25 protein-coding genes and 4 pseudogenes are annotated in these 23,210 nt (G+C 40.3%); 19 read left to right on the plus strand and 10 right to left on the minus strand.

The features are described from left to right. From BXP28_RS04695 to BXP28_RS04710, 6 genes are all read left to right on the plus strand, one after another. Complete coding sequence (locus BXP28_RS04695; RefSeq protein ID WP_051427817.1) at nucleotides 1-306, plus strand: FtsX-like permease family protein; 306 nt, start codon at nucleotides 1-3, stop codon at nucleotides 304-306. Between the two features lie 43 nt (nucleotides 307-349). Continuing rightward, nucleotides 350-565, plus strand: a complete 216-nt coding sequence (locus BXP28_RS23530) for an ATP-binding cassette domain-containing protein (protein ID WP_218918698.1) — start codon at nucleotides 350-352, stop codon at nucleotides 563-565. Then, nucleotides 552-731, plus strand: coding sequence for a P-loop NTPase family protein (locus BXP28_RS23535; RefSeq protein WP_218918699.1), 180 nt, complete (start codon nucleotides 552-554; stop codon nucleotides 729-731). The genes BXP28_RS23530 and BXP28_RS23535 overlap by 14 nt, the downstream gene beginning before the upstream one ends. A gap of 73 nt (nucleotides 732-804) precedes the next feature. Next, nucleotides 805-1,014 carry a P-loop NTPase family protein gene (locus BXP28_RS23540; RefSeq protein WP_023484626.1) on the plus strand — a complete coding sequence of 70 codons (210 nt, stop codon included), beginning with the start codon at nucleotides 805-807 and terminating at the stop codon, nucleotides 1,012-1,014. 491 nt (nucleotides 1,015-1,505) lie between these two features. Continuing rightward, nucleotides 1,506-1,895 carry a DoxX family protein gene (locus BXP28_RS04705; protein ID WP_023484627.1) on the plus strand — a complete coding sequence of 130 codons (390 nt, stop codon included), beginning with the start codon at nucleotides 1,506-1,508 and terminating at the stop codon, nucleotides 1,893-1,895. Between the two features lie 166 nt (nucleotides 1,896-2,061). Beyond that, nucleotides 2,062-2,490, plus strand: a complete 429-nt coding sequence (locus BXP28_RS04710) for a cell wall hydrolase (protein ID WP_023484628.1) — start codon at nucleotides 2,062-2,064, stop codon at nucleotides 2,488-2,490. An 83-nt stretch (nucleotides 2,491-2,573) separates the two neighbouring features. On the opposite strand, the pseudogene BXP28_RS04715 reads toward BXP28_RS04710, so the two are convergent. The 4 genes and pseudogenes from BXP28_RS04715 to BXP28_RS23920 form a co-directional block, all read right to left on the minus strand. Further along, nucleotides 2,574-3,745: pseudogene (locus BXP28_RS04715) on the minus strand (oxalate decarboxylase family bicupin). A gap of 233 nt (nucleotides 3,746-3,978) precedes the next feature. Then, the gene (locus tag BXP28_RS04720) at nucleotides 3,979-4,527 is read right to left on the minus strand and encodes a GNAT family N-acetyltransferase (protein WP_023484630.1); all 549 of its coding nucleotides are present in this window, start codon (nucleotides 4,525-4,527) and stop codon (nucleotides 3,979-3,981) included. 377 nt (nucleotides 4,528-4,904) lie between these two features. Continuing rightward, nucleotides 4,905-5,111: a hypothetical protein gene (locus tag BXP28_RS04725; RefSeq protein ID WP_024094129.1), complete on the minus strand. Its 207-nt coding sequence runs from the start codon at nucleotides 5,109-5,111 to the stop codon at nucleotides 4,905-4,907. 329 nt (nucleotides 5,112-5,440) lie between these two features. Further along, the gene (locus tag BXP28_RS23920) at nucleotides 5,441-5,575 is read right to left on the minus strand and encodes a hypothetical protein (RefSeq protein ID WP_257125667.1); all 135 of its coding nucleotides are present in this window, start codon (nucleotides 5,573-5,575) and stop codon (nucleotides 5,441-5,443) included. A gap of 642 nt (nucleotides 5,576-6,217) precedes the next feature. On the opposite strand from BXP28_RS23920, the gene BXP28_RS04730 reads away from it, so the two are divergent. Next, complete coding sequence (locus BXP28_RS04730; protein WP_040931540.1) at nucleotides 6,218-6,988, plus strand: ABC transporter ATP-binding protein; 771 nt, start codon at nucleotides 6,218-6,220, stop codon at nucleotides 6,986-6,988. Further along, nucleotides 6,975-8,928: pseudogene (locus tag BXP28_RS23925) on the plus strand (FtsX-like permease family protein). Before BXP28_RS04730 ends, BXP28_RS23925 begins: the two are co-directional and overlap by 14 nt. A gap of 357 nt (nucleotides 8,929-9,285) precedes the next feature. On the opposite strand, the gene BXP28_RS04740 reads toward BXP28_RS23925, so the two are convergent. The 3 genes from BXP28_RS04740 to BXP28_RS04750 all read right to left on the minus strand — a co-directional run bounded on the left by BXP28_RS04740 (nucleotide 9,286) and on the right by BXP28_RS04750 (nucleotide 11,966). Beyond that, entirely contained in the window at nucleotides 9,286-10,062 is a 777-nt protein-coding gene (locus BXP28_RS04740) for an alpha/beta fold hydrolase (protein ID WP_036654158.1), read from the minus strand. 280 nt (nucleotides 10,063-10,342) lie between these two features. Beyond that, complete coding sequence (locus tag BXP28_RS23930; protein WP_104932489.1) at nucleotides 10,343-10,444, minus strand: dihydroorotate dehydrogenase; 102 nt, start codon at nucleotides 10,442-10,444, stop codon at nucleotides 10,343-10,345. A 298-nt stretch (nucleotides 10,445-10,742) separates the two neighbouring features. Beyond that, nucleotides 10,743-11,966: an IS256 family transposase gene (locus BXP28_RS04750; protein ID WP_023483236.1), complete on the minus strand. Its 1,224-nt coding sequence runs from the start codon at nucleotides 11,964-11,966 to the stop codon at nucleotides 10,743-10,745. Between the two features lie 153 nt (nucleotides 11,967-12,119). Between BXP28_RS04750 and BXP28_RS04755 the strand changes: the two genes are divergently transcribed. From BXP28_RS04755 to BXP28_RS04765, 3 genes and pseudogenes are all read left to right on the plus strand, one after another. Beyond that, nucleotides 12,120-12,392: a BhlA/UviB family holin-like peptide gene (locus BXP28_RS04755; RefSeq protein ID WP_036654163.1), complete on the plus strand. Its 273-nt coding sequence runs from the start codon at nucleotides 12,120-12,122 to the stop codon at nucleotides 12,390-12,392. Beyond that, nucleotides 12,358-12,838, plus strand: a pseudogene (locus tag BXP28_RS04760) (peptidoglycan recognition protein family protein); the annotation flags it as partial. The gene BXP28_RS04755 and the pseudogene BXP28_RS04760, both read left to right, overlap by 35 nt. A 201-nt stretch (nucleotides 12,839-13,039) precedes the next feature. Next, entirely contained in the window at nucleotides 13,040-13,282 is a 243-nt protein-coding gene (locus BXP28_RS04765; protein ID WP_051427818.1) for a hypothetical protein, read from the plus strand. Nucleotides 13,283-13,579: 297 nt separating this feature from the next. Here the strand turns inward: BXP28_RS04765 and BXP28_RS04775 are convergent, their stop codons facing one another. Beyond that, nucleotides 13,580-14,125 (minus strand): hypothetical protein, encoded by a 546-nt coding sequence (locus BXP28_RS04775; RefSeq protein ID WP_051427819.1) that lies wholly within the window; start codon nucleotides 14,123-14,125, stop codon nucleotides 13,580-13,582. Nucleotides 14,126-14,398: 273 nt separating this feature from the next. On the opposite strand from BXP28_RS04775, the gene BXP28_RS04780 reads away from it, so the two are divergent. Continuing rightward, nucleotides 14,399-15,757 (plus strand): hypothetical protein, encoded by a 1,359-nt coding sequence (locus tag BXP28_RS04780; protein ID WP_036654167.1) that lies wholly within the window; start codon nucleotides 14,399-14,401, stop codon nucleotides 15,755-15,757. Nucleotides 15,758-16,146: 389 nt separating this feature from the next. On the opposite strand, the gene BXP28_RS25740 is transcribed toward BXP28_RS04780, so the two are convergent. Next, nucleotides 16,147-16,248, minus strand: a complete 102-nt coding sequence (locus BXP28_RS25740) for a hypothetical protein (protein ID WP_496543684.1) — start codon at nucleotides 16,246-16,248, stop codon at nucleotides 16,147-16,149. Nucleotides 16,249-16,949: 701 nt separating this feature from the next. On the opposite strand from BXP28_RS25740, the gene BXP28_RS04795 reads away from it, so the two are divergent. From BXP28_RS04795 to BXP28_RS23935, 4 genes are all read left to right on the plus strand, one after another. After that, nucleotides 16,950-17,456: a hypothetical protein gene (locus BXP28_RS04795; RefSeq protein WP_036654169.1), complete on the plus strand. Its 507-nt coding sequence runs from the start codon at nucleotides 16,950-16,952 to the stop codon at nucleotides 17,454-17,456. Between the two features lie 81 nt (nucleotides 17,457-17,537). Beyond that, nucleotides 17,538-18,583, plus strand: a protein-coding gene (locus tag BXP28_RS04800) for an IS630 family transposase (protein ID WP_104932616.1) whose coding sequence is annotated in 2 segments (ribosomal slippage) — nucleotides 17,538-18,041 and nucleotides 18,044-18,583 — 1,044 coding nt in all. Because the reading frame shifts where the segments join, the coding sequence is not laid out codon by codon here. A 254-nt stretch (nucleotides 18,584-18,837) separates the two neighbouring features. Next, on the plus strand, nucleotides 18,838-19,227 hold the full coding sequence (locus tag BXP28_RS04805) for a DUF3221 domain-containing protein (RefSeq protein ID WP_036654171.1): 390 nt from the start codon (nucleotides 18,838-18,840) through the stop codon (nucleotides 19,225-19,227). A 322-nt stretch (nucleotides 19,228-19,549) separates the two neighbouring features. Then, nucleotides 19,550-19,651, plus strand: coding sequence for a YjcZ family sporulation protein (locus BXP28_RS23935; protein ID WP_230460686.1), 102 nt, complete (start codon nucleotides 19,550-19,552; stop codon nucleotides 19,649-19,651). 235 nt (nucleotides 19,652-19,886) lie between these two features. On the opposite strand, the gene BXP28_RS04810 is transcribed toward BXP28_RS23935, so the two are convergent. Further along, entirely contained in the window at nucleotides 19,887-20,078 is a 192-nt protein-coding gene (locus BXP28_RS04810) for a hypothetical protein (RefSeq protein WP_036654173.1), read from the minus strand. Nucleotides 20,079-20,881: 803 nt separating this feature from the next. Here BXP28_RS04810 and BXP28_RS04815 point away from each other — a divergent pair. From BXP28_RS04815 to gnd, 3 genes and pseudogenes are all read left to right on the plus strand, one after another. Beyond that, nucleotides 20,882-21,193 (plus strand): magnetosome magnetite crystal formation protein family, encoded by a 312-nt coding sequence (locus BXP28_RS04815; protein ID WP_036654176.1) that lies wholly within the window; start codon nucleotides 20,882-20,884, stop codon nucleotides 21,191-21,193. Nucleotides 21,194-21,781: 588 nt separating this feature from the next. Further along, nucleotides 21,782-22,099, plus strand: coding sequence for a magnetosome magnetite crystal formation protein family (locus tag BXP28_RS04820; protein WP_023484741.1), 318 nt, complete (start codon nucleotides 21,782-21,784; stop codon nucleotides 22,097-22,099). A gap of 164 nt (nucleotides 22,100-22,263) precedes the next feature. Then, a pseudogene (gene gnd, locus BXP28_RS04825) lies at nucleotides 22,264-23,163 on the plus strand (phosphogluconate dehydrogenase (NAD(+)-dependent, decarboxylating)). The last annotated feature ends 47 nt before the right edge of the window (nucleotides 23,164-23,210 follow it).

Genomic DNA, 23,210 nt, shown 5'->3' on the forward strand with positions numbered 1-23,210 from the left:
ATGACCGTTATTACCTGTATATGCCTTGTAATAGGAATAGGGGTGGGCGCTTCTATTACACAGCCCGTAACCAATTCTTTATTGGCAGGGCAAATCGAAAACGCAAAGGCTGCGGACAACTCAGCAGCACAAGGAAAGGCCGTGGTGGTCGCCGGTACGGGAGGAAATTCCTTAAACAATTCTATAAAACCGCTTGAAGAACTCAACGTTTCACTGGGAATGGATACTCTTATGGAAATTATAGGGATTTCTTTATTGCTTGCGTCAATAGCCGGGATTACAGCTCTCAGCAGGATTACAAAATAAGAACCTATCAAAATCTTGATGGAAAGGAATTAGGAGGTCTGTAATGAGCGTATTAGCCTTACAAAACGTTTCATATCAATATGAGGGTACGAAAAAACTCGTCTTGAAAGATGTCAATGTGTCGTTTGAAAGAAGAAAGTTGTACACCATTGTCGGGAAATCAGGTTCAGGAAAATCTACCCTGTTATCCCTCATTGCCGGGATTGATTTATGCCGACGGAGAAATCTTGTATGCGGGAAACAGTTTGAAGAAACTTGACCGCGATAGTTACAGGGCTAAAAGGATCGGGGTTATCTTTCAAAGTTTCAATTTGCTTACGAATGTGACTGCGGTAGAAAACATTGTACTTTCCATGAATATCAGCGGAAGCAAGGAAAAGGACAAAAAGGCGTTTGCCTATGCGCTTTTGAAAAGGTCGGGATAAACCGTGAGATAGCGGATCGTAAAATACTGAAGCTATCAGGGGGGAACAATAACGCGTCGGTATCGCACGGGCATTGTCGCACAATCCGGATATTGTTATTGCCGATGAACCGACCGGGAATTTGGATCAGGATACAGAATCCCAAATTTTGAACATTTTGATGTCTCTTGCCCATGATGAAGGAAAGTGCATCATTATCGTCACCCATTCCAAAAAGGTCACATCCGTTGTGGATGAAGTTTGGGGAATATCGGATGGAAAATTGCTTTTTATTAATTCATGATGAATCAGTGTAAATGAATGTTCCTTCTCGAAAAGGGATTAGTTGACGCCTCGGTATGCCGGAAAATCAAAAAAATTATATCAAATACTGCTGCCAATAGGGAGGCCAGCAGTGTTTTTTTATGATAAGGCCGGGAAATAACCTTCCGTGGAGTCTAAAAAATGTCGAATTTTGACGATAAAAAATGAGGCTACTTGGAAATCACAGCGGTACCGGCCAATCATCGGAATTGCCTGATTCGTCAAGAAGCAAAAAGGAAACGCTACTGACAGATAATTGTCAATAGCGTTTTTTATTTTCTCGGACGTATCACATAAAAACAGGAGCTGGAGGCATATAATGGGTATGAAAAGAACTGCAGATTCAAAATTGGCCTAAACTCGCACGAATTCCTCTGCATATTACTTATAGTAAGTTGTACACTTTACGTAATGACATTACTATAATATACTATATAAAAAATAATTAATTAATATCAAGGAAGGTTGTGAATGATGAAAAAGGTTGAAGTGGGCGCTTTGATCTTAAGGTTATTTCTAGGGATCGGGTTCTTTATTCATGGTTTGGCTAAATTTCAGGGAGGAATCAGCAATACCGTTTCATTCTTTGACAGTTTGGGAATTCCCGGATTTATTGCTTACATTACAGCTGTAATCGAGCTTGTTGGCGGTATAGCAATGATTTTAGGACTGGGTACAAGGGTCTTTTCCGTATTGTTTGCCCTCGTGATGGTTGGGGCGATTTGGAATGTCAAGCTGACTGCCGGATTTGTCGGTGGCTATGAATTGGATTTGAGTTATTTGGCCATTGCTATCTATCTGGCTATTGCCGGAAGTTCATTATATGCTTTGGACAGTATTTTGTTCCGTACAAAGAAATAATCTGATCCGCAAATCATTCGAAGATAAAAAAACGAACAGCCGCTTACTCAACGTGGTATTTGGCCGAGAAGCTCAAGGTGAGGCCTAATATTAGTGAACATTGTATAGGCATCCAAACCGATACGCCGCAATATGATAGAGTATCCCATATGTGAGGTGAGAGGTTATGGCTGTTGTTAAAGCAAGTAGTTCGGATATCGACCTCCTGGCAAGGCTGCTCCGTGCTGAAGCTGAAGGGGAAGGTGAACAAGGCATGCTGCTCGTCGGTAATGTCGCTATAAACCGGGTAAGAGCCGATTGTTCCGATTTTAAAGATATCCGGACGATTCCCCAAATGGTTTTTCAGCCGCATGCATTTGAAGCGACGCTGTATGGTTATTTTTATCAGAAAGCGAGGGACAGAGAAAGACGGTTAGCCCGCAGAAGCATTAACGGTGAAAGACACTGGCCTGCTAAATTTAGCTTATGGTATTTTAGACCGCCGGGGGAGTGCCCTCCTACATGGTATAATCAGCCTTTAGTCGGAAGATACAAAAAGCACTGTTTCTTTGAACCGACAGCCGAAACGTGCGAGGACGTGTATAGTACGTTCTGAAATTTTGTTAGTGAGTAAAGATTATAATAGCCGGATTCCTGACCGAAGGAAGTCCGGCTATTTTCAATGCTGATCATGGGAGTCTATGGTTTCGGATATTTGACAACCGGCCACTTCTCTTTTCGCAAAGCATTCATCAGTTCCCGGCTTGCATGCAAATTATCCTGAACCAGCTGGTGCGGGGTCAAGGCCATCCATTGGTTTAGGGATATATCGGCAAACCGGTTGCTTTTGAACATTTCCAGAAACCATAAACTTTCGTCCCCAATATTCTGAATGTAATGTCCGAAGGCAAACGGTACATACCCCACATCACCTGAACGGCAATTGAACGTACGGGCTTTGCCGCCTGCGGCAAAAACTGTCATGCGCCCTGTTCCCGAAATATAATACTGCCACTCGTCGTTATTTGGGTGCCAGTGCAGCTCTCTCATTCCTCCCGGCTTGACCTCAACTAAAGCGGCCGCGATAGTTGTTGAAGCGGGGAAATTAATAGAATCGACAATGCGAACCGATCCCCCGGAGTACGGATTGGATTTTGTGCGAACAGACGATGGGTAAAGCTTTTCGGAACCGTACCGTTCGAATCAGGTACTTTTTGAGTTTCAAGAGGTCCGGGCACTTGCCCTTGGTACATGTATATTTGCTTGTCTGGAATTTGAGCAAGAGCACTTTCGGGGATGCCGAAATTTGCGGCAAGCACATCTTTTGGCGTATGTGCGAACCAATCGGAGATGCTGAAAGTATCAAATTCTGAAAAGTTGCCGTCATCGAAGACAAGAAGGAACTCGCATCCTTCCTTCAGCCCTTGAATGGAGTGGGGAATGCCGGGAGGGAAATACCAGAGGTCACCCATTTCGACATCGGCAATAAAGTTGCGCCCGTTCTGGTCTACCGCAGTCACGCGGGCACATCCTGAAATCATAAAGGCCCATTCCGCCTGTTTATGCCAGTGTAATTCGCGAACACCACCCGGTGTCAATCGCATATTTACCCCGGCAAGGGTAGTCGCGATAGGCAGTTCTCTTACTGTCACTTCCCGTGACCAACCGCCATGACTTAATTGCATGTGGGTATCGGAGAAAGAAAATTTCATATTGGGAATAGTACCAGCATCTGTATACGGCGGAACCAGCATATCAGGATTTTCCAGATCACGCATTACATCCCGGGGACCGGTATCTGTTGCACCCGCACCGTCATCCCTTATCGGTTGTGGGATGTTTACATCATGAGGGTAAGACGGATTTTTCATAACTTTTCCTCCAAGATTCAGATTTTTGTAAAAAGCGACTCAGGATTGTTTTACTAATTTATGAGGATAATGATTTGGATATGTTTTTAGCGGGCATCCTGACCAGAATCATGTCCGTCATCTTCTGAGGGCAACACCTACAAAAGAGTACACGATAAAAGAGCCGAAATTTCCGGATGATAACAAACGGGAGAGCTGTTGAGCACAACAGCTCTCCCAATGCGCACGACATACTAAAGGATGTATTCCATCTGAATATCAAAAGGTTCTTTATCAGCTAACTGCTGATTGATTTCTACTGCATCCACACACCCGACGGACCGATAAAATGCTTGCGTTTCTTCAGCAGAATGAGCTGAAATGTATAATTTCTTAGCACCCCATTGCCTTGCTTTTTCTGCGCATAGGGCAAATAATTGTTTTCCTATTCCCAGACCCCTAAATTCAAAGGAAGTGTACAGTTCAGCCAAATCCACATATTGATTGGAACTTCCAAAAAAATCATACGGCAGTGAGACAAATGCAATAACATGATTTTCATAAAATGCCGCAAATACACAGCCGCCATTTTTAATATATTCGGTGAAATGTCCGGTTATCAAATTACTTTTTTCTTCGCTGCTCCACTGTTCCACAAAAGGATGTTCTATTAAAGCCTTTTTATTGTCTATTATTCTCCAAACATTTTTCACTTCCTGAAAACGATTAAAATGATCCAATAGTTCTTTTGTCAAATCTTTTTCTGAAAGTAATTTATACTTAATATTATAATTTGAATTCATATTATCCCCACCTTAAGTCATTTTTTCCTAAAAAAATGCCCCCCGATAATATGAGAAGATGATTTTTCTCCTGTTATGGATGGTATGGAAATACAAATAGTAAATAAAAGGAGAGCAGTAAGTTAGGCAGCCAGATGGAACAAAAGGAATTTATAAAGTTGGATAACTTGATTTGTGAAGTGGATGCTGCCAATATGTACATGGCCATAATGAGATTCAACAGGCAGAACAGTCGCATTACCCGGGATGTTGGCTTTGTTCGAACGGCATAAAAGCCTATGCCAAGGAGTGTTAGCTCCATCATGAGTTTTTGTACACATCATGCCGGTTTGAATGGACAGGTTTATGTACTTGCCGGCCAACCTGTTTCTTAACGATCATTTGATACCCCACAAGTCCCCCTTTTTATCGGGAATAACCTGAGTCACGATCCAGCCGCTACGTTGGTCTTGCTTTACCGCAATCCCGATGAAGGATTCCAGAAAGGAAGCAATATGAATATATACGGCGATCCCGATAAAACACAGTATAGCGAAATAAATAGAACGGTTCGTGTATGGTCCGGCAGTGTATAAATCCTTCATGATTATGAATCGCCTGACCTGATTATAACATCATTGTTCCATGCAAAGGCAAGCTTTACGGGTTCAGGCGTGCCTAGTGCTTTTCAAATCTTATTTCGGGATAGCGTTCCACGATCTTGTCCAAGGCATCGGAATTATCACCTTGCCGGGAGCGAGAATGCATGCTCCAAACCTGAAGCTAATTCTTTGGGATTTGCGGTGTATGGAGCTGTCGGCTCATCACTTCCGGTCTTAGCAGGGTACCAAAGCTGAACCATCAGTTCCCGGTGACCTCCGGGGTCTTCGGTATATTTCTCCAGTCGCTCAGAATCAGTGAAAATACTCTGAAATTAACCGAGCAGACAATGATTTTCGTCATCAAAATTTTCCAATACTTTTTGAATGCGAACGTCTATAAGCTTAATGTCCTCTTTCAAATTTATCAGCATAGGTGAAACATCACAGTCACTGTTTGGTTTCGTCATTCTCTGGATTACACCCCATTTTTGTAAGGAATCGTGCTTATTATTCCCAAAATCAGGTATTCAAACTCCATTCATACGAACCAGTCATTTGGCTGGTTTTATATGTTTTCTTGATAAACTGATTGGCACACTTTAGGGATCATTCTTTCATCTGAGTGAAAAGTATAAGCTTTTTTAGACATTTTTAAAGTTATATTTAAAGTGTAATCGAAAGGAGGATAGAGGGTCCTAAAACTGACAATTTGACAAAAATTATAGTATATGAACAACATAATGGTGAAAATCAAAAATTTAAATTGGGAAAAGTATAACCGACTCTGGCAGTCCTTTTTGATAATCACTCAAATGGCACCAATATTTATTGCTTTAATCAATAGAACTTATTTCGGCCGCCCGGCAAATGCTGTGGCGGTTTTTTTATTCGAGAAAACGTTCAAGTAAAATATAGCACGCCCCACGACTTCTTGTAAAAAATAAAATGTGAAAGCTTAATAATTTTTATGAAATTTCTTTTGATGACATGGCTGTTTTCTACGTGACCACAATGTAAGATTGGGTCACTTTAATCAATGGTTGCTTATTCAGATTTCATAGATAATTGGATTTGATTGAGAAACCGTATAAAAAGAAGGGAGAAAAACAATGGCAAAACCTGTACTAATTACAAAAGGTGTTAGCAAAGTCTTTGGTATTAAAAACAATTTGTATACGGCTTTGGACCGTATCGATTTGGAAGTGAATGAAGGGGAATTCGTTGGAATTATGGGACCATCCGGTGCCGGGAAAACAACTCTTATGAACATGATTTCCACTATCGACACACCTACTTCCGGGGATATTATCATTGACGGACAAAGTATCGTGAAAATGAAGGAGGAACAGTTAGCTCTGTTCCGCCGAAACAAGCTGGGTTTTGTTTTCCAGGATTACAACCTGCTTGACTCGCTGACAGTCAGGGAAAACATAGCCCTGCCACTTGCTCTTTCCCATGTGAAAGCTGCTGGAATTGATGAGCGGGTAGTCCGCATTGCCAAAAAATTCGGCATTGATCCGATTTTGGATAAATACCCTTACCAAATTTCCGGGGGTCAGAAACAGCGCTGTGCGGCTTCCCGTGCGTTGGTATCCAATCCGAGCCTGATCCTGGGGGACGAGCCGACAGGCGCTTTGGATTCAAAATCGGCAACCGACCTGCTGGAAAGTATGAAAGAGATGAACGAAAAAGATCGGGTGACCATTCTTATGGTGACTCATGATGCTTTCGCAGCCAGCTACTGTCAACGAGTTCTATTTATTAAGGATGGCCGGCTGTTTACGGAACTGCACAGGCAAGACCTGACTCGTAAACAATTTTTTAACGCCATTCTGAACATGCTTTCATCTATCGGGGGTGGAGTAAGTGACGTTATTTAATCTTGCTTTACGTAACATGAAGAGAAATTTTAAAAACTATTCCATCTATTTCTTTTCCATGATCTTTAGTATTGTGATCTACTATGCCTTTGTAGCGATTAAATTTAATTCTCAAATTCAGCAAGCAGCTGATGGTTCCAAGAAAATATCCGGAGCTCTTACTTTTGCTAGTATATTGTTAATCTTGTTCTCTGCTTTGTTCATTATTTATTCCAATGGTTTTTTCACACGGAAACGCAAAAAAGAAGTAGGGCTATACTCGCTTCTGGGTGTGAGAAAAAGACAAATCGCCAAAATGCTGGCTTATGAGAATCTGTTTATGGGCCTCATAGCCTTGGTGGTTGGTATTGGCATTGGCGCTTTGCTATCCAGTGGTTTTACTAAGCTATTGCTGGTGCTTATGGATTCAGAAATGGGTGTCCATTTCGAGATTCCAGCGGCAGCCGTTCTCAACACGGCCCTTGTTTTCTTTGTCATCATCTTATATACATCTTTTCAAGGATACAGGCTGATTTACCGTTTCAAACTGATTGATCTCTTTAAGGCGGACAGTCAGGGAGAGAAGGTTCCCAAAGGCTCTTTGGTGATTGCCCTATTATCCGTTATAATGATTGGTTCCGGGTATTATCTGGCTTCTGATTTTGCTCAAGCTGCTAAGAAATTAAATGTGCGGTTGGATTCTCTTGCTTTGATTATTTTGTTTCTTACCGTTGCCGGAACTTGGCTGCTGTTCCATTTCTTTACCGTTATTTTGCTCAGGATCAGACGCAAAAATAAAAACAGTTTTTACAACGGAATGAATTTGGTGAGTACATCCCAACTCCTCTACCGGATTAAAGGAAATGCTACCACACTGGCCACCATCGCTATCCTCAGCGCAGTTACGCTTGTGGCTGTTGGGACTTCGGTTTCGCTTTACTTTAATGTTGGGAAGCAAACGGAAATGAGATATCCATACAGTTATACTTACGAAGTGACCTCCCCTGAAGTGAATAAGAAAGTGGATCAGGCTCTAAATGAATTCAAAGGAGATCATCCTGTTGAAAAGGATCTTACGATAAAAACTCTTCAGGTCAAGGGGGGGAGTACATGACGAGGACAAAAAAATTAATGTGTCAAAAAAACTGGATGACAAAAATAAGCCAACAATTATAGCGTTTAGTGAATTTAAAAAATGGGCTCACGCTTTTGGAAGGAATGTAGAACCAAAACTGGGGATCGGAGAAGCTATTAAGTATGATCCAAATGCTTCTTTAAGTAAGAAATTGGGCTTCGAAGAGAAGCAAAAAACATTTTCCTTAGTTGCGGGAAAAGAAACCGTTAATTTGAAGATTATTAAAAGTGAAGAATACTCATTAAAAAATAATTTTACTATCGACGCGGTTGTTGTACCTGATCAAATTTATCAAAAAGCTTTACAGGCAAATCCTGTCCAAAAGGAGACAGAAATCCGTTTAATCAATGTAAAGGATCAGAATAGCAGTAAGGAATTAACCGCAGCTATTGATAAAGCTACGAACGGGGAAGACGAAAATTACTATAATCCTTACCGGTCCGGAATGGAGGACATGGGTATTATGATCTTCGTGGGGACGTTTGTCGGACTTGTTTTCCTGATTGCCACAGGCTCTATTATTTACTTCAAACAATTGTCTGAAGCCAATGCGGATAAAGCCAAGTATAACATTTTACGCAAAGTAGGTGTAACCCCGAAGGAAATGAAGAAGGGGATTGGCAAGCAAATTGCTTTTATCTTCGTAGCACCTCTGATTGTAGGAATCTTGCACAGTATCTTTGCCCTCAACACGGTAACCCTTATTTTTGAAGTCTCTGACAAGCTTCCGCTAGTAATGAGCATGGTGGCATATGTGCTTATCTATGTTGGTTACTACTTTCTGACAGTCCGTTCTTACTGCAATATTGTAAGAAAAAGTGTATAGATGAAGGATAAGGGACCTATTTCAAAAGTCATCAAGGATGATAATTGGATAGTCCCTTATTTTTAAAACATCGCAAAATGAAAAAATAAGCTTAAATAAAAAAAAGCAGATATGATAAAAATGTAATGTTTAGCGGCGTGGGCGGTTGGCTCTGACTTAAGTGAAAACCAAATATTAAACAGAACCTATTGAACCTATGCTATTATCAAATAAACGAAGAGAATGTCATTTTATGATGATGAATGCAAGGATAGTTTAAAAAAAGGGCCTATTTATGGTTCTGCTCACTGGTATTTCTGCTGTCGATTTCAGAAGGTTTATTTGATAAAAAGTATCATTTTGGATACAATCCCTTTTTCATGATTGACCAAGCTTGTTTACGAATTTCTCAATCAATTCATTTAATAGAACAGGTACTTTCGTTGGAATTCTATGGTTAGCTTTTGAAATGAAAACCAGTTCACTATTTGGCAACCGGTCATATAAAATTTTCGCATAGGGGTGGAAATGCCTGTCTTTCTCACCGTAAATCAGCAGAACAGGAAGGCGGATTTCCTGAAGCCGTGAGGTACAATTACAGGTTAAGCTGTACCGGTAATACTGTTCTATGTTTCGGGCATTTCCTTTTCTTGCATCCTTGTATAATTTGCGGAACAAAGAGAGCTTGTTAGTTTGTCCCCAGGCTGTAGAAAATGCGAGTGTGTTTACGGCTCCGATTTTGGCGAGGCCGGCGCCTACGGATATCAAGTTTTTTAACCTCCAATCATTCACTTCCGACATTCCTCCGATAACCACACCTCCCCAAGCCCGATCAGGATAGTTCAGAAGAAATTCAAGTACAATGGTACCCCCGGTAGAATAACCGCATAAGAAACATTTATTGATACCAAGACGGTCTATCAGCTGCACGATATCTTCCGCTATTAGCGGATAAGTAATCGGCTGTGCGGAAGGCTGGCTTTTCCCGTGTCCCCTTATGTCAAAAGCAATAGTTCGAAAAGATGGGGACAGTTCCTGGATTTGATAGGTGAAATTCAAGCTTGTAAGTACTGGAGGATGAATGAAGAGAACGGCAGTCCCTTCTCCACGATCTATATAATTCATCGAATGTCCGTTTATATTTACGATAGTCATTTTGTTGTAAACTCCATGTTTTATTATCTGTAGGTTGTTTTTTAAATTACGATTTAGAATATCCAAATAAAAAAAATAAATTCAATAAATGGATATCACCGTCGTTTGAAAAGAAAAATCGGGCAAAACAGAATTGGACATATCGGGCAGTTTCTCGGGATGAGCTGGGTTTATTGGGAAGGCAGGGATGTACCGGAAGATAGCGGGCTTTCAAATTCCGTTTTTGAGTTTTCTAATAAAAAAACGAGCGCCTTGAGCCAAGGCGCTCCTGCGAATTCAATTAATAAAGAAAAGAACGGGAGATAATAACCAGCAGAATGAAGAGAACCAGAATAGTACCCGTGCTAGTAAACAAGCCGTAACCTCCACAGCTGTAACCCATTTTTATCCAACTCCTTTTCATTAAGAATAAGCTTTACACTATATAGTATGAGGGAATATCAAATTGAGATTGTGCAGATGTTCCTGTTATAGTTGCATCATTTTGAGGTCTATAAATTAGGTATTCAATTCAGTAACAAGAGCGGACTGTATTTCATAAAGTGAATTATCTTTTACTGAGGAGGATTGTCGAAGAGTTGACCGATTTAACTGGCATGACTTAAATGATCTTCTTAAGTTCCTAGTGAACTGCAAGATCAAGTCCAAATTTGTGTGTAAATTCCCTCAGCTAGACTGTGCTACATAATGCGAGTCACTTTGGCATCGGACTTTGGCCGATCCTTCCGCCATTCCATGTACTCGGTCATGTCGAGATATTTCTTGCCGGCTGCCCATTTTTCATCCTGTTCCATCAATAGAGCACCAATAAGACGAATCACGGATTCACGGTTTGGGAAGATGCGAATGACACGTTCCCGGCGTCTAACCTCTTCGTTGAGACGCTCAACGCTATTTGTCGTGCGCAGCCGTTTTCGGTAACGCTCTGGCAGCATTAAGACGGCGGTAGCATCGTCAAATCCGCTTTCCAGCACGCCCATCGCCTTACCCGCCTTATCTTCATAAGCCGCTAAGGTCTGTTTTAATAAAAACCTTGCCGTTCCAGTATCAGGAGCATCTAGAATCGACCGTAGACGGCCATGGATCTCATCCTTCAAGGCTTTGGGTGAGGCTTCTAATACATTTCGCGTGAAGTGAGTCTGGCATCGCTGCCATGTTACCCCTTGCAGCTGCTGCCGTACCGCGCGTACAAGGCCGCCATGATCGTCGGAGGTAATGAGATCCACACCTCGTAATCCACGTCCTTTTAGAGAGCTGAAAAACTCACTCCAGCTTGCTTCAGATTCTGTGTCACCCAGCATCAGGCCAAGGACTTCACGATAGCCCTCGGTGTTTACACCAATGGCAATCATGATGCCTCGTGAGCGTACACGACCGTCTTCACGGACCTTGAGATACATCGCATCTACGAGAACAAACGGAAAGAGGCTGTCTGCCAGGCTTCGATTATTCCAAGCAGTTACGATGGGATCCAGCCGCTTACAAAGGTCTGAAACAGTGGATTTAGAAAACTCGGTTCCGCAGAGTTCTTCGGTTACTTGCGAGACTTTACGCGTAGAGACGCCGTTTACGACCATTTCCATCATCGCTAAGATTAACGCTTGTTCACTTCTCTGGTAACGACTAAAGAGCTCTGTCGTGAACTTCCCGCCACGGATGCGCGGAACACTTAGTGTAATGGTTCCCACCCGCGTATGCAGCCCATGTGGATACGATCCATTCCGGTACGCTTTTCGATTCTCTGTTCGTTCATAACGATCTGCTTCCACTTGTTCACTCACCTGTGCTTGTAAGACTTGGTTCAGTACAGACTCGAGCAGCTTGGCTACACCCGCATCCTGAGAATTTCCCAAAAATAGTTGATGCAAAAGCTGCGAATCTACGTTAATCTGGTATTGAGCCATTTCATAACACCTCGTATATTTAGAATTTTGTGTCCCAACATTATTCTAACTGAGGGCTATGAATATGGCTCCTTTCATTTTTTGGAACCTAGCTTTTTACACAATTATACGGACTCAACTGTGTGATGAAAGAATTAACAGGAGGAACCATGAATGGAGGAACAAATTTTTAATACAGCGCTAAATATCGGGATATTTGGTGCTCTGTTTATCTGGCTGCTTTTTACCACGATGAAAAAGAATGAAGTGCGGGAGAAGGAGTATCAAAAGACCATTAGTGAGAATCAGGAAGTTATCCGAGAGCAAGCAAAGTCTTTTAGCCTTCTTTCAAGTGATATCGCCGAGATCAAAGGAATTTTAAAAGGAAAACATGAAGAGGAAGTGTTGAATGATGGAAATCAGAAAAATGTTAGTAGACCCAAGTAAATATGGCATTAAATGTCCGAATAAAGTGGCACCGAAATATATCACCTATCATAATACGGCTAATGATGCTTCCGCAGAAAATGAGATCCGTTATATGATCCGGAATAATAACGAGGTTTCGTTCCACGTTGCTGTGGACGATAAAGAAGCTGTTCAGGGCATTCCTTTTGATCGAAATGCCTGGCATCGGAGACGGGAACGGAACAGGAAACCGTCAGTCCATCGGCGTAGAAATTTGTTATTCCAAGTCCGGCGGTAACCGATATTATAAGGACGAGGACAATGCGGCTATTGTCATTGCCAAGCTTATGACACAGTTTTGTATTCCTATTGAAAATGTGGTCCCACACCAGCACTGGAGTGGTAAATACTGCCCGCACAGAATGTTAGATGAGGGAAGTGTGCCAAGCTTTATAGAGCGAATTAAACAAGCATACAGCGAAGGAGAGGAAGAAGACATGAATAGAACATTACAGTTGGAAGACTGGCAATGGAAACAGCTCTATGACAACATGGGGAAAGCCTGGAACGCGGGGAAGTTTACTGATTGGGGTTGGATGGTGAAAATAGAAAACCGTCGTCTTACCGTTGACGAGCTGGCATGGCTGAATAACCACATTTTGGCGAGCAGCCTTTAGGAGGACGCTATGAATATAGAAATCACAGATGTTGTCATTGTTGCTGTAATAGTCGGTCTTGTTGAAATGGTGAAAGGAATCGGACTGCCGGTTCGTCTGGCACCCGTTCTATCTGTTATTTTGGGTATCGTAGCAGGTGTTGTATACCTGGCTCCGTGGGATCTTAAAACGGGCATTATGTACGGTATTATCTCCGGTCTTACTTCATGCGGCCTGTATAGTGCTGGTAAGAGTGCAGTAAAGAAAGAATAATAACAATTGACCCACGGTGTGTGGAAGTACCACCATAGAAAGGGCCTTTGAGGAAGCACCTCAAGGCCCTATTCTTTTGATACGGATCTGGATTAACTAAAGTGATGCTATTTCTTTAATTTCTCTATATCATTTACGATTTTTTTTCTTGTTATAAAGTAGATAGCTATCATACAAACATAAAAAGAAGCTGTTACACCAAGGACATCAATCCAATTTGTTTGTTTGTTAAAAATAAAATGGTATAAGACAAAACTAAAAGAAAACGCTAATGGGCATACAACAAAGTATATCAATTTAACTTGACGCGTAGGCTCTATTTTCAATTATATGTTCCCCCTTAATTCCCCATATTGCACACTTACCGCTGTACCAAAGCAAAACTCCTACTAATCCTCCGGCACTGGCTCCAACAAAAAATTTAATCGCAATTTTTGCTGCCTCCTTCCATAACTTTTGTTTTATATATGTCATTATGCCAGCCTGTACCATTGCTTGAAATGCACTTGCTCCAAAATGATCCAATAAAGCAGACTTCATACATTCCAACCATGCACCACGATGGGTATCCCTCTCCTTTGCCTCATTTATTTCTTTTTCCAATAAGTTTAGTCCTTGATCTTCGCCATACCGTTCTCTTATTTTGTCGAAATCGAACCCAATTATGTTGCCATATTCATCTGTTAATACTGCATGTTCACCAATGAATTCAAATGCTTCCTCCATTTGCTTTAGTCGTTGATCGTAATCCATTTCCGTTGCCCCTAGAACAATAGGGGAACCTACAGACGAAAAAAACATAATCAAACTAGCAAACACCAAAAAATACTTGACTTTTTTCATTTTAACTACCTCCCTGGTATTAATCGACCCTTATATAGGAATTAGATTACATTTTCTACAAGGGAAGCAAATATCCTCCATCTAAATACGACTTTTCCACAATAAAACATTTTTATTTCAGTATATGTTCTTAGGCTTCCATAAATTCACATAATTTTAAACAGGTCCACCCATTTACATACATGACCTATAGGTTTATACAAATTTTCAGAAAAATCTAAATATGGTATTATGGAATTATATGGAACTATAGATTAGAAAGGAGTCGAAAAAATGGATAACCGGATTGCATTGCGAGTTGAACTTGAAAAAGCCATAGCAGAAACTGGATGTACGTTATCAAGTGTTGCAGAAGTCGGAGGATTATCTATCGGTAATCTTAGTGCCAGCCTTCAGAAGGAAAAACTGCGACCTATTACCATGAAACAATTAGATACGTTAACAGAAGCACTCGGCTTACCCGAGGGACATTACTATGAATATTACCTTTCTGAGTGTTTCTATAACAATAGGGTGTCCGTCCCCAGAATGAAATCCTTTTTAATTCGCTGTGCCGAGCTGGGGAAAACCGACTTGATTATGAATGCGATCCATGTCTTGGTGGAACATCCTAAGTACACCGAACTGTTTTTTTCTGTAGCAGAGGAATTATATCTGAATGGTCTTGTTGAAGAGTCGCTTCTTTTTTATGAGGAAGTCATTGAGGAAGAAAAGTACAATCACTCTGATCGGCTGGCCATCAGTCATTATCGAATTTTCAGGTCGACTATCGGAGCTAATGCCGAAGAAAATTACAAAGCAGTGATTCGTTTTGAGGGTTTCCGCAAAAGACTGCCTGAAGACTTTAGGTCTGATGCCTTATTACATTTAGCAAACATTTGTGTTCTTTTGCAAAAGTGGTCTTTAGCTGAGCAATTTGCTGATGAATTAAGAATACTTACTACAATCAGATATCAGGAAGAACTATTAATAAAAAAGAACAACAGTGTATCAGAACCACTGAAAACAGAAAGACCTCTTGTTGTGTATTATGGTCAATCCTATCTTATAAAAAGTGTTTCGCTATATAAACAAGGTGATTATAAGAAGGCCGAACAATATATAGAGGGATATGAAGACCTTAGCTGGTTTGAGATCTTAGATGAACAGGGAAAGAAAGAAATAGACAAGTTTCGTTTATGGGCAAAAGCGAATAAATATAGTGTAGAACTACTTTTAGGGAATGTCAGCGTGCTTGATGAGTATACAAATTATCTCACCGAATACCCTAACGAAATTCCTGCTGGTTTACTCTTGATTACGAAAGCTGCGAATGCATATGGATTTTCCATAGATCATATCTTAGAGCGATCCCCTGAGCCTTCTATGGAAAATGAAGTAAATGCCGTAAGAATTGAACATCATATTGAATTTCATTACCAGAAAGCAATTTATGAATTTAATCAACGACGCTTTGTGGAAGGATTGGAATCCATTTTATACTGCTTTTCCTTGGCCATCTCCACAAAAAGATACTCTATGGCTATGTTGTGTGTGGCCCAGTTTGACCAGTATCTGAACCATGCTTCGGATTTTCAAAAGGGGAAATTTACAAACTTGGTTAGAGAGGTGTTGGAGGTTGAAAAAATTTAAGAAATGGCTATTAAGTATTGCAGTGATCGCTACGATACTAGGCAGCGGAGTTACTCTCAGTACGAAACAAACAGTTTCCGTAAAAGATTCTGAAGTATCTGTTGCAATCATACATGGATTTGGTGAATAAAAATGTTTAGACCATGAGATTCAACTTTGTTCCATGAAGCTAAAAGACTGCTTTCCTTATCATCAAGGGGAGTAGTCTTTTTAACGATTTGGATGTTTTCATAACACCCGGAAACGCGTGTTTATTCTAGTAGTCGCACAACAAATGCAGTTCGCAGGCGCTAGGCTTGCGGGTATTTTTACTGAAGATTTCCATATTCTGTGTTAGAGACGCCAGCGCATGTCAAATGTAAAATAAAAAGCCCCGAAGGGCTAATAACTTATTTTAAGCCAATCTGAGCTTTTGTCGATAACTTTCCTCCTTGGAAAGTAAAGGTAGCGTTAGATCCAATATCAGATCCTTTCCAAATATACGTAACCATGTGGGTTTCATTTCCTTTGTCTCCAGATTCCGTGGAAAAGTTCACCCTCAGAACCGACAATTTCCTTTACCTTATCGTAAGTCATGCCATTTTCTATCTTGTCAAAAACCTCTTCTTGCCTTCCTTCTCTTTAGGAGTCTCAGCTGCTTTTTTGCGTCAGCCGCTGTTTCTTTGTTGTCCCCATAGGCGGCTAGAATCCCTACAAGGGCAAAAATTTCTGATTTTAACTTCTCCTTTTTATGTATTGTACTAGAAGATGATAACCAAATACCCAGTTTACCAATTGTATACGGTACAAGCAATATTACGTTTCAATATGGGGTTAGAGAAGTTACCCACCATTGCCATCCATGCCCATAAGCTGTAATATCTCCGTTTATAAGAACAGTAGGGGTTGGTACAGTGTTCGCATAAGAATTAATATCTTGATATTGTTCTCTTATTAAGCTTTCAGAAATTCTCTTTTAATGGGAGAGGGGAAGATAACCTGTCTTTGCGGCAGGTTATTTTTGCATTGATCCAGTCTCTCGGCTTTTTTTGTTTTCAAGGTTTAACAGAACTTAGGATGTATGCCCTTTTGCTAAGAAAGGTAGAATATTATAAATTATTCCACATAAAGGTAAAATGTGTTATAGTTTGATATAAGAGGGGGGGTGATATCTATCAAACTCCCTAATAAACCAAATGGAGGGTTATATTCTATGAAAAAGATAATAACATCAATAGTATTGGCGGGAATGTTAGTTGGAAGTAGTGCAGCAGGGACGATTCATGCCAATTCGTTAAATCAGACGGAGAAAACCCCAGTTGAAAGTAATCATTATAAGTTAGTGGTGGAAGATAATTTTACAAGTTGGGAAAGTAGTATCTTTAAACAACTTCTTCCGACGACATCTAGCATACATAATGGAACCTTGACTCTTAAATATTTCCATTATGGGGAGGTATTTACTGATTCTATAAAAGTTGAAGCCGGAAAAAGATATAAAATTACATTAAAAAACGTTGAAGGTAATTTACTTGTTGCTGCGATGGGACTAGGCTCAGACCTAGATAATTATCTTGAATGGAAAGACAACGATAATCATGGAAATAATATAACACATTTTTTTACGGCTAAAGAACCTACTGTTTGCTTTGCCTTAGTAGGTAACCCAGAGGTTTCTTTACAAGGTTTTGTACTAGAACAAATTGATTATATAAGTTGAATCAATATTCTTAGCAAACCTTGGCAAGGAAAAAGGAACCATTTGTCGAATAAGAAACAGATCAAGAATAGACAAGTGGGGATGACAATGGATAAACATACCGAACTGGCAAAAGTAACGGCAGCCATGCAACAAACCAAAGAGCGCCGAATGTATGAACGCTACCAAGCGATCTATTTGCATTTGAAAGGCACATCCATGAAGGCGATCGCTGACATTTTGAATCGAAACCGAATGACGGTGAGCAGTTACATTCATACGTACGAGAACGGTGGACTGGGAGCCTTGCAAATCAAGCATTCCTTAGGTGCTCCTACTCGGTTGACGAAGCAGCAGCAGGATCGCTTGAAACAAACCGTCGCCTATTCGGTTCCCCATGAGGTCGGCTTTACGGCAAAGCACAACTGGACGCTTGAACTGATTGCCACGTACGTGGAACGCGACTGGGGCCATTGCTATTCGCTCCGAGGCATTTCCAAGGTCATGGAGCGGCTAGGGCTCAGCTATACGAAACCGACCTACACGCTCGCAGCAGCAGATCCCAAGAAACAACGCCATTTCACCGAAACGACCTTTCCTGAACTGAAAAAAAGCTACTGAACGAGGAGATTGATCACTTGCTGTTCGAGGATGAGTCGATGATCCGGGACTACCAGGCGATTCAGAAGACCTGGTTCCTTCGCGGGAAGCAACGCATCATTCCAACCACGGGCAAGCATCGTGGGGTCAAACTGCTGGCCACGGTTGACTATGAAACGGGACACATCGTTTGGCAAGAAGATGAACAGTACACCGCTGAAACGTTTCTTTCCTTTCTTCAAAAGGTCATGGCGACTTATCCAACAGGGAAACTGGCTCTGGTTTTGGACAATGCCCGGATTCATCATGCAAAGCTGCTTCGGCCGTTTCTGGAAGCGCAAAAAAATCGGCTTGAGCTTGTGTACTTGCCTCCATACAGCCCTCAGTTAAATATCGTAGAAGGACTCTGGAAATGGCTCAAGTCCAGTGTGATCAATAACGTATTCTATTCGGCCGTTTCCGAAATCCGTCTGCGTGTCGGGCAATTTATGGATGAAATCATGAAGCATCCTCATGCCATTATTGACCGGCTGTGCGTGCGACTTTGATTGCTATTTTCTTTCGTTCAACTTATATAGAATAATATTTAGTAAGGGTACTTGACAAAAGTTCATTGCAACTGTCTTACAAAAAACCAATCTTTTTGCAGCAATACAAAAAGAGCGCCCAGGCAATTTTCCCGAGTTCTCTTTTTCTCTTATTTTGTGACAAATTTATTAAGTAAATGAAAAATTAAAGGACATTTGATCTATTTTGTATAAATATAGATGTGTAACCAAAAATTACAAGGAGGAATAGAACTATGATCACAAAGAAGACGTTAGTAGCTGTAGCAACCTCTCTTACATTAGGGTTAGCATTCTCGGCTGGAGCCAGCCCCACTTTTGCACATTCAGACGACACTCTGAGTCCGTCCGTATCTTCTGTTGAAAAACAGGATCAAATTCAATTCACGGGATACATTACTTCCATTGGTGATGTGTATGCAACAGTTGTAGATGCTTCCACCAAAGAAGAGGCTCTGCAAGGAAATTGGGTAGATTTAGTCAATCAAAATAAAGTATTGCTAGTTCCTCTTTCACAAAACGAAAAATTTGTGGTTGGAGATAAAGTAAATGTTTCTTATCAAATGATGCACCCTTCGAACCCTCCAATTGCAATTGCACCGACTATTGAGAAAATATTTGAGTAATTCATGTAAGGAAATTCAGCCTACATAGGTATTACAAACCAAGCATATAAATAACAACCAGATAAACAGAACTAAAAGAGCCTTTGAGATGTCATCAGAGGCTCTTTGCATATTAACGAGTAAAAGAAATAGCTCCCGAACTTGCAGGGAGCCATCATGAAAATGTTCGGTGGGTAAACCAACAATTCCTATACAAGAGTAGCATAACCGATGCCTCCTTACAAGCCCAAGGCTTCCATTTCTAAGATAGGCTTCAATAGTCCAAGCATGCTCTGATTTCCGTCATAGAATGTATTAAATCTAAAAGAAGGGAGTGTTACTTATGTCGTATGGAGGATCAAGTTACGGAGGATTCACAAGTACAGGAGCCATTCTAGTCCTGTTCATTTTATTGGTTATTATTTCTCGTTCCTTTTTGTATTAAATAATGTGTGGGGAAGATATGCGGGTTGATAATGATGAAACGGGGAATAATGGGAGAAGGAAGATAACCTGCCTTTGCGGCAGGTTATTTTTTTACATTGATCTCTTCTATGTTAGCCGCGGTAATACTTGTTGGTTGTAGGCAGGAATGTGAAGGGGTATTTATCTTTATTATTCAAAAAGAAAGTCCGCTATAGCAAAACTATAATGGCTTTCCTTGGCAGAGTTAATTTAGTTTACTTATCTTGATCTTGGTCCTGGTCTTGTTTCTGATCCTGCTCCTCTTTTTGATGCTGTTTAGATTTTGCAAGAGCGTCGGCAAAGGTTTTAGCTTTAGCTTGTGCATCTACGAAAACATGGGAGTTGCCGCTGTTTATAGAAAATAGATTCGCATCTAGAGAAGTGTTCTTACAGTAGAGGACTAACAAAGATTTCGGACCACATTAACCAGTCATTTGGCTGTTTTTTTGTGTTTCTTTGACACAAACGGTTGGTTGCAAAAGCATAAAGAGGTGTTTGTAGGCGGCAGGAAGAAAGACCCGTTAGGTTTAAGCCCACGGTTTGATACGAATTTTGAAAGCGATTTCATTTTTAAGTCGAAGCATAACACCATTATAGGTAATCCATACTACATTAAGGGTTTGATCTCATGCTAATGGAAATTAATGATCGTTTACTCAAGGTATTGCAACAATGTGAAATAAAAGATAATCATTTACATAGAAGATTGTTTCTAATTTGAAAAAAAATAGTGAAGAGGAAATATAAATTTTAACAGGAGAAAAGCAGTTCATATTTTCACCTGCAATCTAGCTTACAAAAATGTAATAAACCAGAAAGGAACTTCGATGTCGCGGATTTTTAATCGAATGTAAACTAATAACAGATCAAGCAATCAAACCTGCATGCTATATAGAAGGAGCTGAGTTCTGATGAAAGAAAAAAATTTAATATTCAGCCAGATTGTTACGGTTTCTTGTTTAGGCGGATTTGTCTTGTTATGTTGTATTGCTGGCATTATAAATATGTTTCAATAAAGATTCAATTTCATAAATGAATTGGTGAGCGTTTAATGGAGAAGATATGGAAAAGGTGTGGATAAATACGGTTGTTGAGATTTCTGTATCTTGTACCGGTTCGGATGGAAATAGGTTGTGAAATTGATTCGAATATAAAAATTTAAGTTCAATAAATAAAAACACAGATGAAAAATTTTCTCGAGGTGAGCATTATGAAAGAAAACAATGTTTTATCTTCTCTATGTTATTTTAGTATCTTTTTTGCACCATTTTTATTCCCGATCGTTGTGTACTTCTTAGCAAATGGAAAAGTCAAATATCATGCTAAGAGTGCATTATGGAACCACCTTATTCCTTATATAGCTATTCTTATTGGAGCCGTAGCATCTGGAGTAATTGGAGTTAAGGGGGGAACAGAAACAGGAATGGGAGGATTGGTTATAATAGCAATTGTTATAGCTATTGCAATTTACTGTTTTATTTGGAACATTGTCAAAGGCATTAAAGTATTAAAAGAAAATTAATCTTATGAAGAAAGTCATGACCGTATGGTCTGGCTTTCTTTTATCCATTTCCCCAAAATAACGCTTACAAATTCCTTCTTTACAAATTTCTTCTTTACAGACTGATTAAAGGGCAGTACACTAAAAAATGAAATTGAAGTTGTATACAAGTATACTTATAATCTTAAGGGGGGAAATGATGAAATTAGGAATGATTGGTCTCGTAAAATAGGATTTAACCTAGCAAATAATGTGCTCCGCCATAAACACGAGGTTGTTGCATATGATGTGAATCCGAAAACAGGTCAAGCAATCAAACCTGCATGCTATATATGAAGGTGCGGAGTTTTGATAAAAGAAAAAATTTAATATTTAGCCAGATTGTTACGGTTTCTTGTTTAGGTGGATTTGTCTTATTGTGTTGTATTGCTGGCATTATAAGTATGTTTTAATAAAGAATCAATTTCATAAAAAAGAATTGGTGAGCGTTTAAAGGAGAAGATATAGATAAATACGGTCCGGATTTCTGTATCTTATACCGTTTCGGATGGAAATCAAGGTTATTCTTTAAATCAAAAAACAGATCAAAAATTTCTCGAGGTGAGCACTATGAAAGAAAACAATGTTTTATCTTCTCTATGTTATTTTAGTATCTTTTTTGCACCGTTTTTATTCCCGATCGTTGTGTACTTCTTAGCAAATGGAGAAGTTAAATATCATGCTAAGAAAGCATTATGGACGCATCTTGTTCCTTATGTGGCTTTAATTATAGGTTTGGTAGTAACAGGAGTGGCCGGAATTAACGAAGGTACCGGAACAGTAGCCAGCTATAGTGCAGTAGCAACTTTTTGTATTTTCGCTGTTATCGGGATTTACTTTTTTATTTGGAACATTGTCAAAGGCATTAAAGTATTAAAAGAAAATTAATCTTATGAAGAAAGTCATGACCGCATGGTCTGGCTTTCTTTTATCCATTTCCTCAAAATAACGCTTACAAATTTCTTCTTTACAGATTGATGAAGGGGCAGTAGATTAAAAAGTAAAATTGAAGTTGTATACAAGTATACTTGTTGTCTTAAGGAGTGAAAATGATGAAGTTAGGAATAATTGGTCTCGGTAAAATGGGACCTCGCAAATAATATGCTCCGCCATAAACACGAGATTGTTGCATATGATGTGAATCCGGAACCGGGACGGAAATTAGCCGATTTAGGTGCTGTTTCTGTTGATACGATCGAAGAACTGGTATCCAATTTGAAAGCACCACGTATCATCTGGATGATGGTACCGGCAGGTGAGATCGTGGATAAAGTGAAGTGATTGACATTCTTATTCCGTTTCTCTCACAAGGGGATATCGTTATAGATGGAGGGAATTCCCATTATAAACAGTCCATAGTTCGTGGTGAGAAATTAAGTACACATGGAATCCATTTCCTTGACGTGGGTACATCAGGCGGAACCGCAGGTACGGCACAGGGAGGGTGCTTCATGATCGGAGGAAATAAGCAAGCTTTCGCAATCTTGGAACCGCTATTTCAAGATATTGCAGTCAATCAAGGGTATCTGTTCACCGGCGGTAGCGGTAGCGGCCATTTTCTGAAAATGATCCATAATGGTATTGAATACGGTATGATGCAAGCGATTGCGGAAGGATTTGAGCTGCTGGAAAAAAGCGATTTTGATTATGATTATGAAGAAGTGGCACGGGTCTGGTCGAACGGTTCCGTTATTCGCAGCTGGTTGATGGAGCTGACACAGAATGCTTTCTCGAAAGATCCGAAGCTGGAAGGGATCTCTGGCGTCATGCACAGTTCAGGTGAAGGGAAATGGACCGTGGAAACTGCTTTGGAGATTCAAGCTAGTGCACCTGTTATCGCCATGTCCTTGTTCATGAGATATCGTTCGCTTGAATCCGATACCTTCCATGGCAAAATTGTAGCAGCGTTACGAAATGAGTTCGGGGGTCATGAAATAGTACAGAATCGTTAAGGGGAAGGGGGACTATTATGTCCTAATGGAATGGTCAGACGAATATA

The organism is Paenibacillus larvae subsp. larvae (assembly GCF_002003265.1).
Taxonomy (GTDB): domain Bacteria; phylum Bacillota; class Bacilli; order Paenibacillales; family NBRC-103111; genus Paenibacillus_H; species Paenibacillus_H larvae.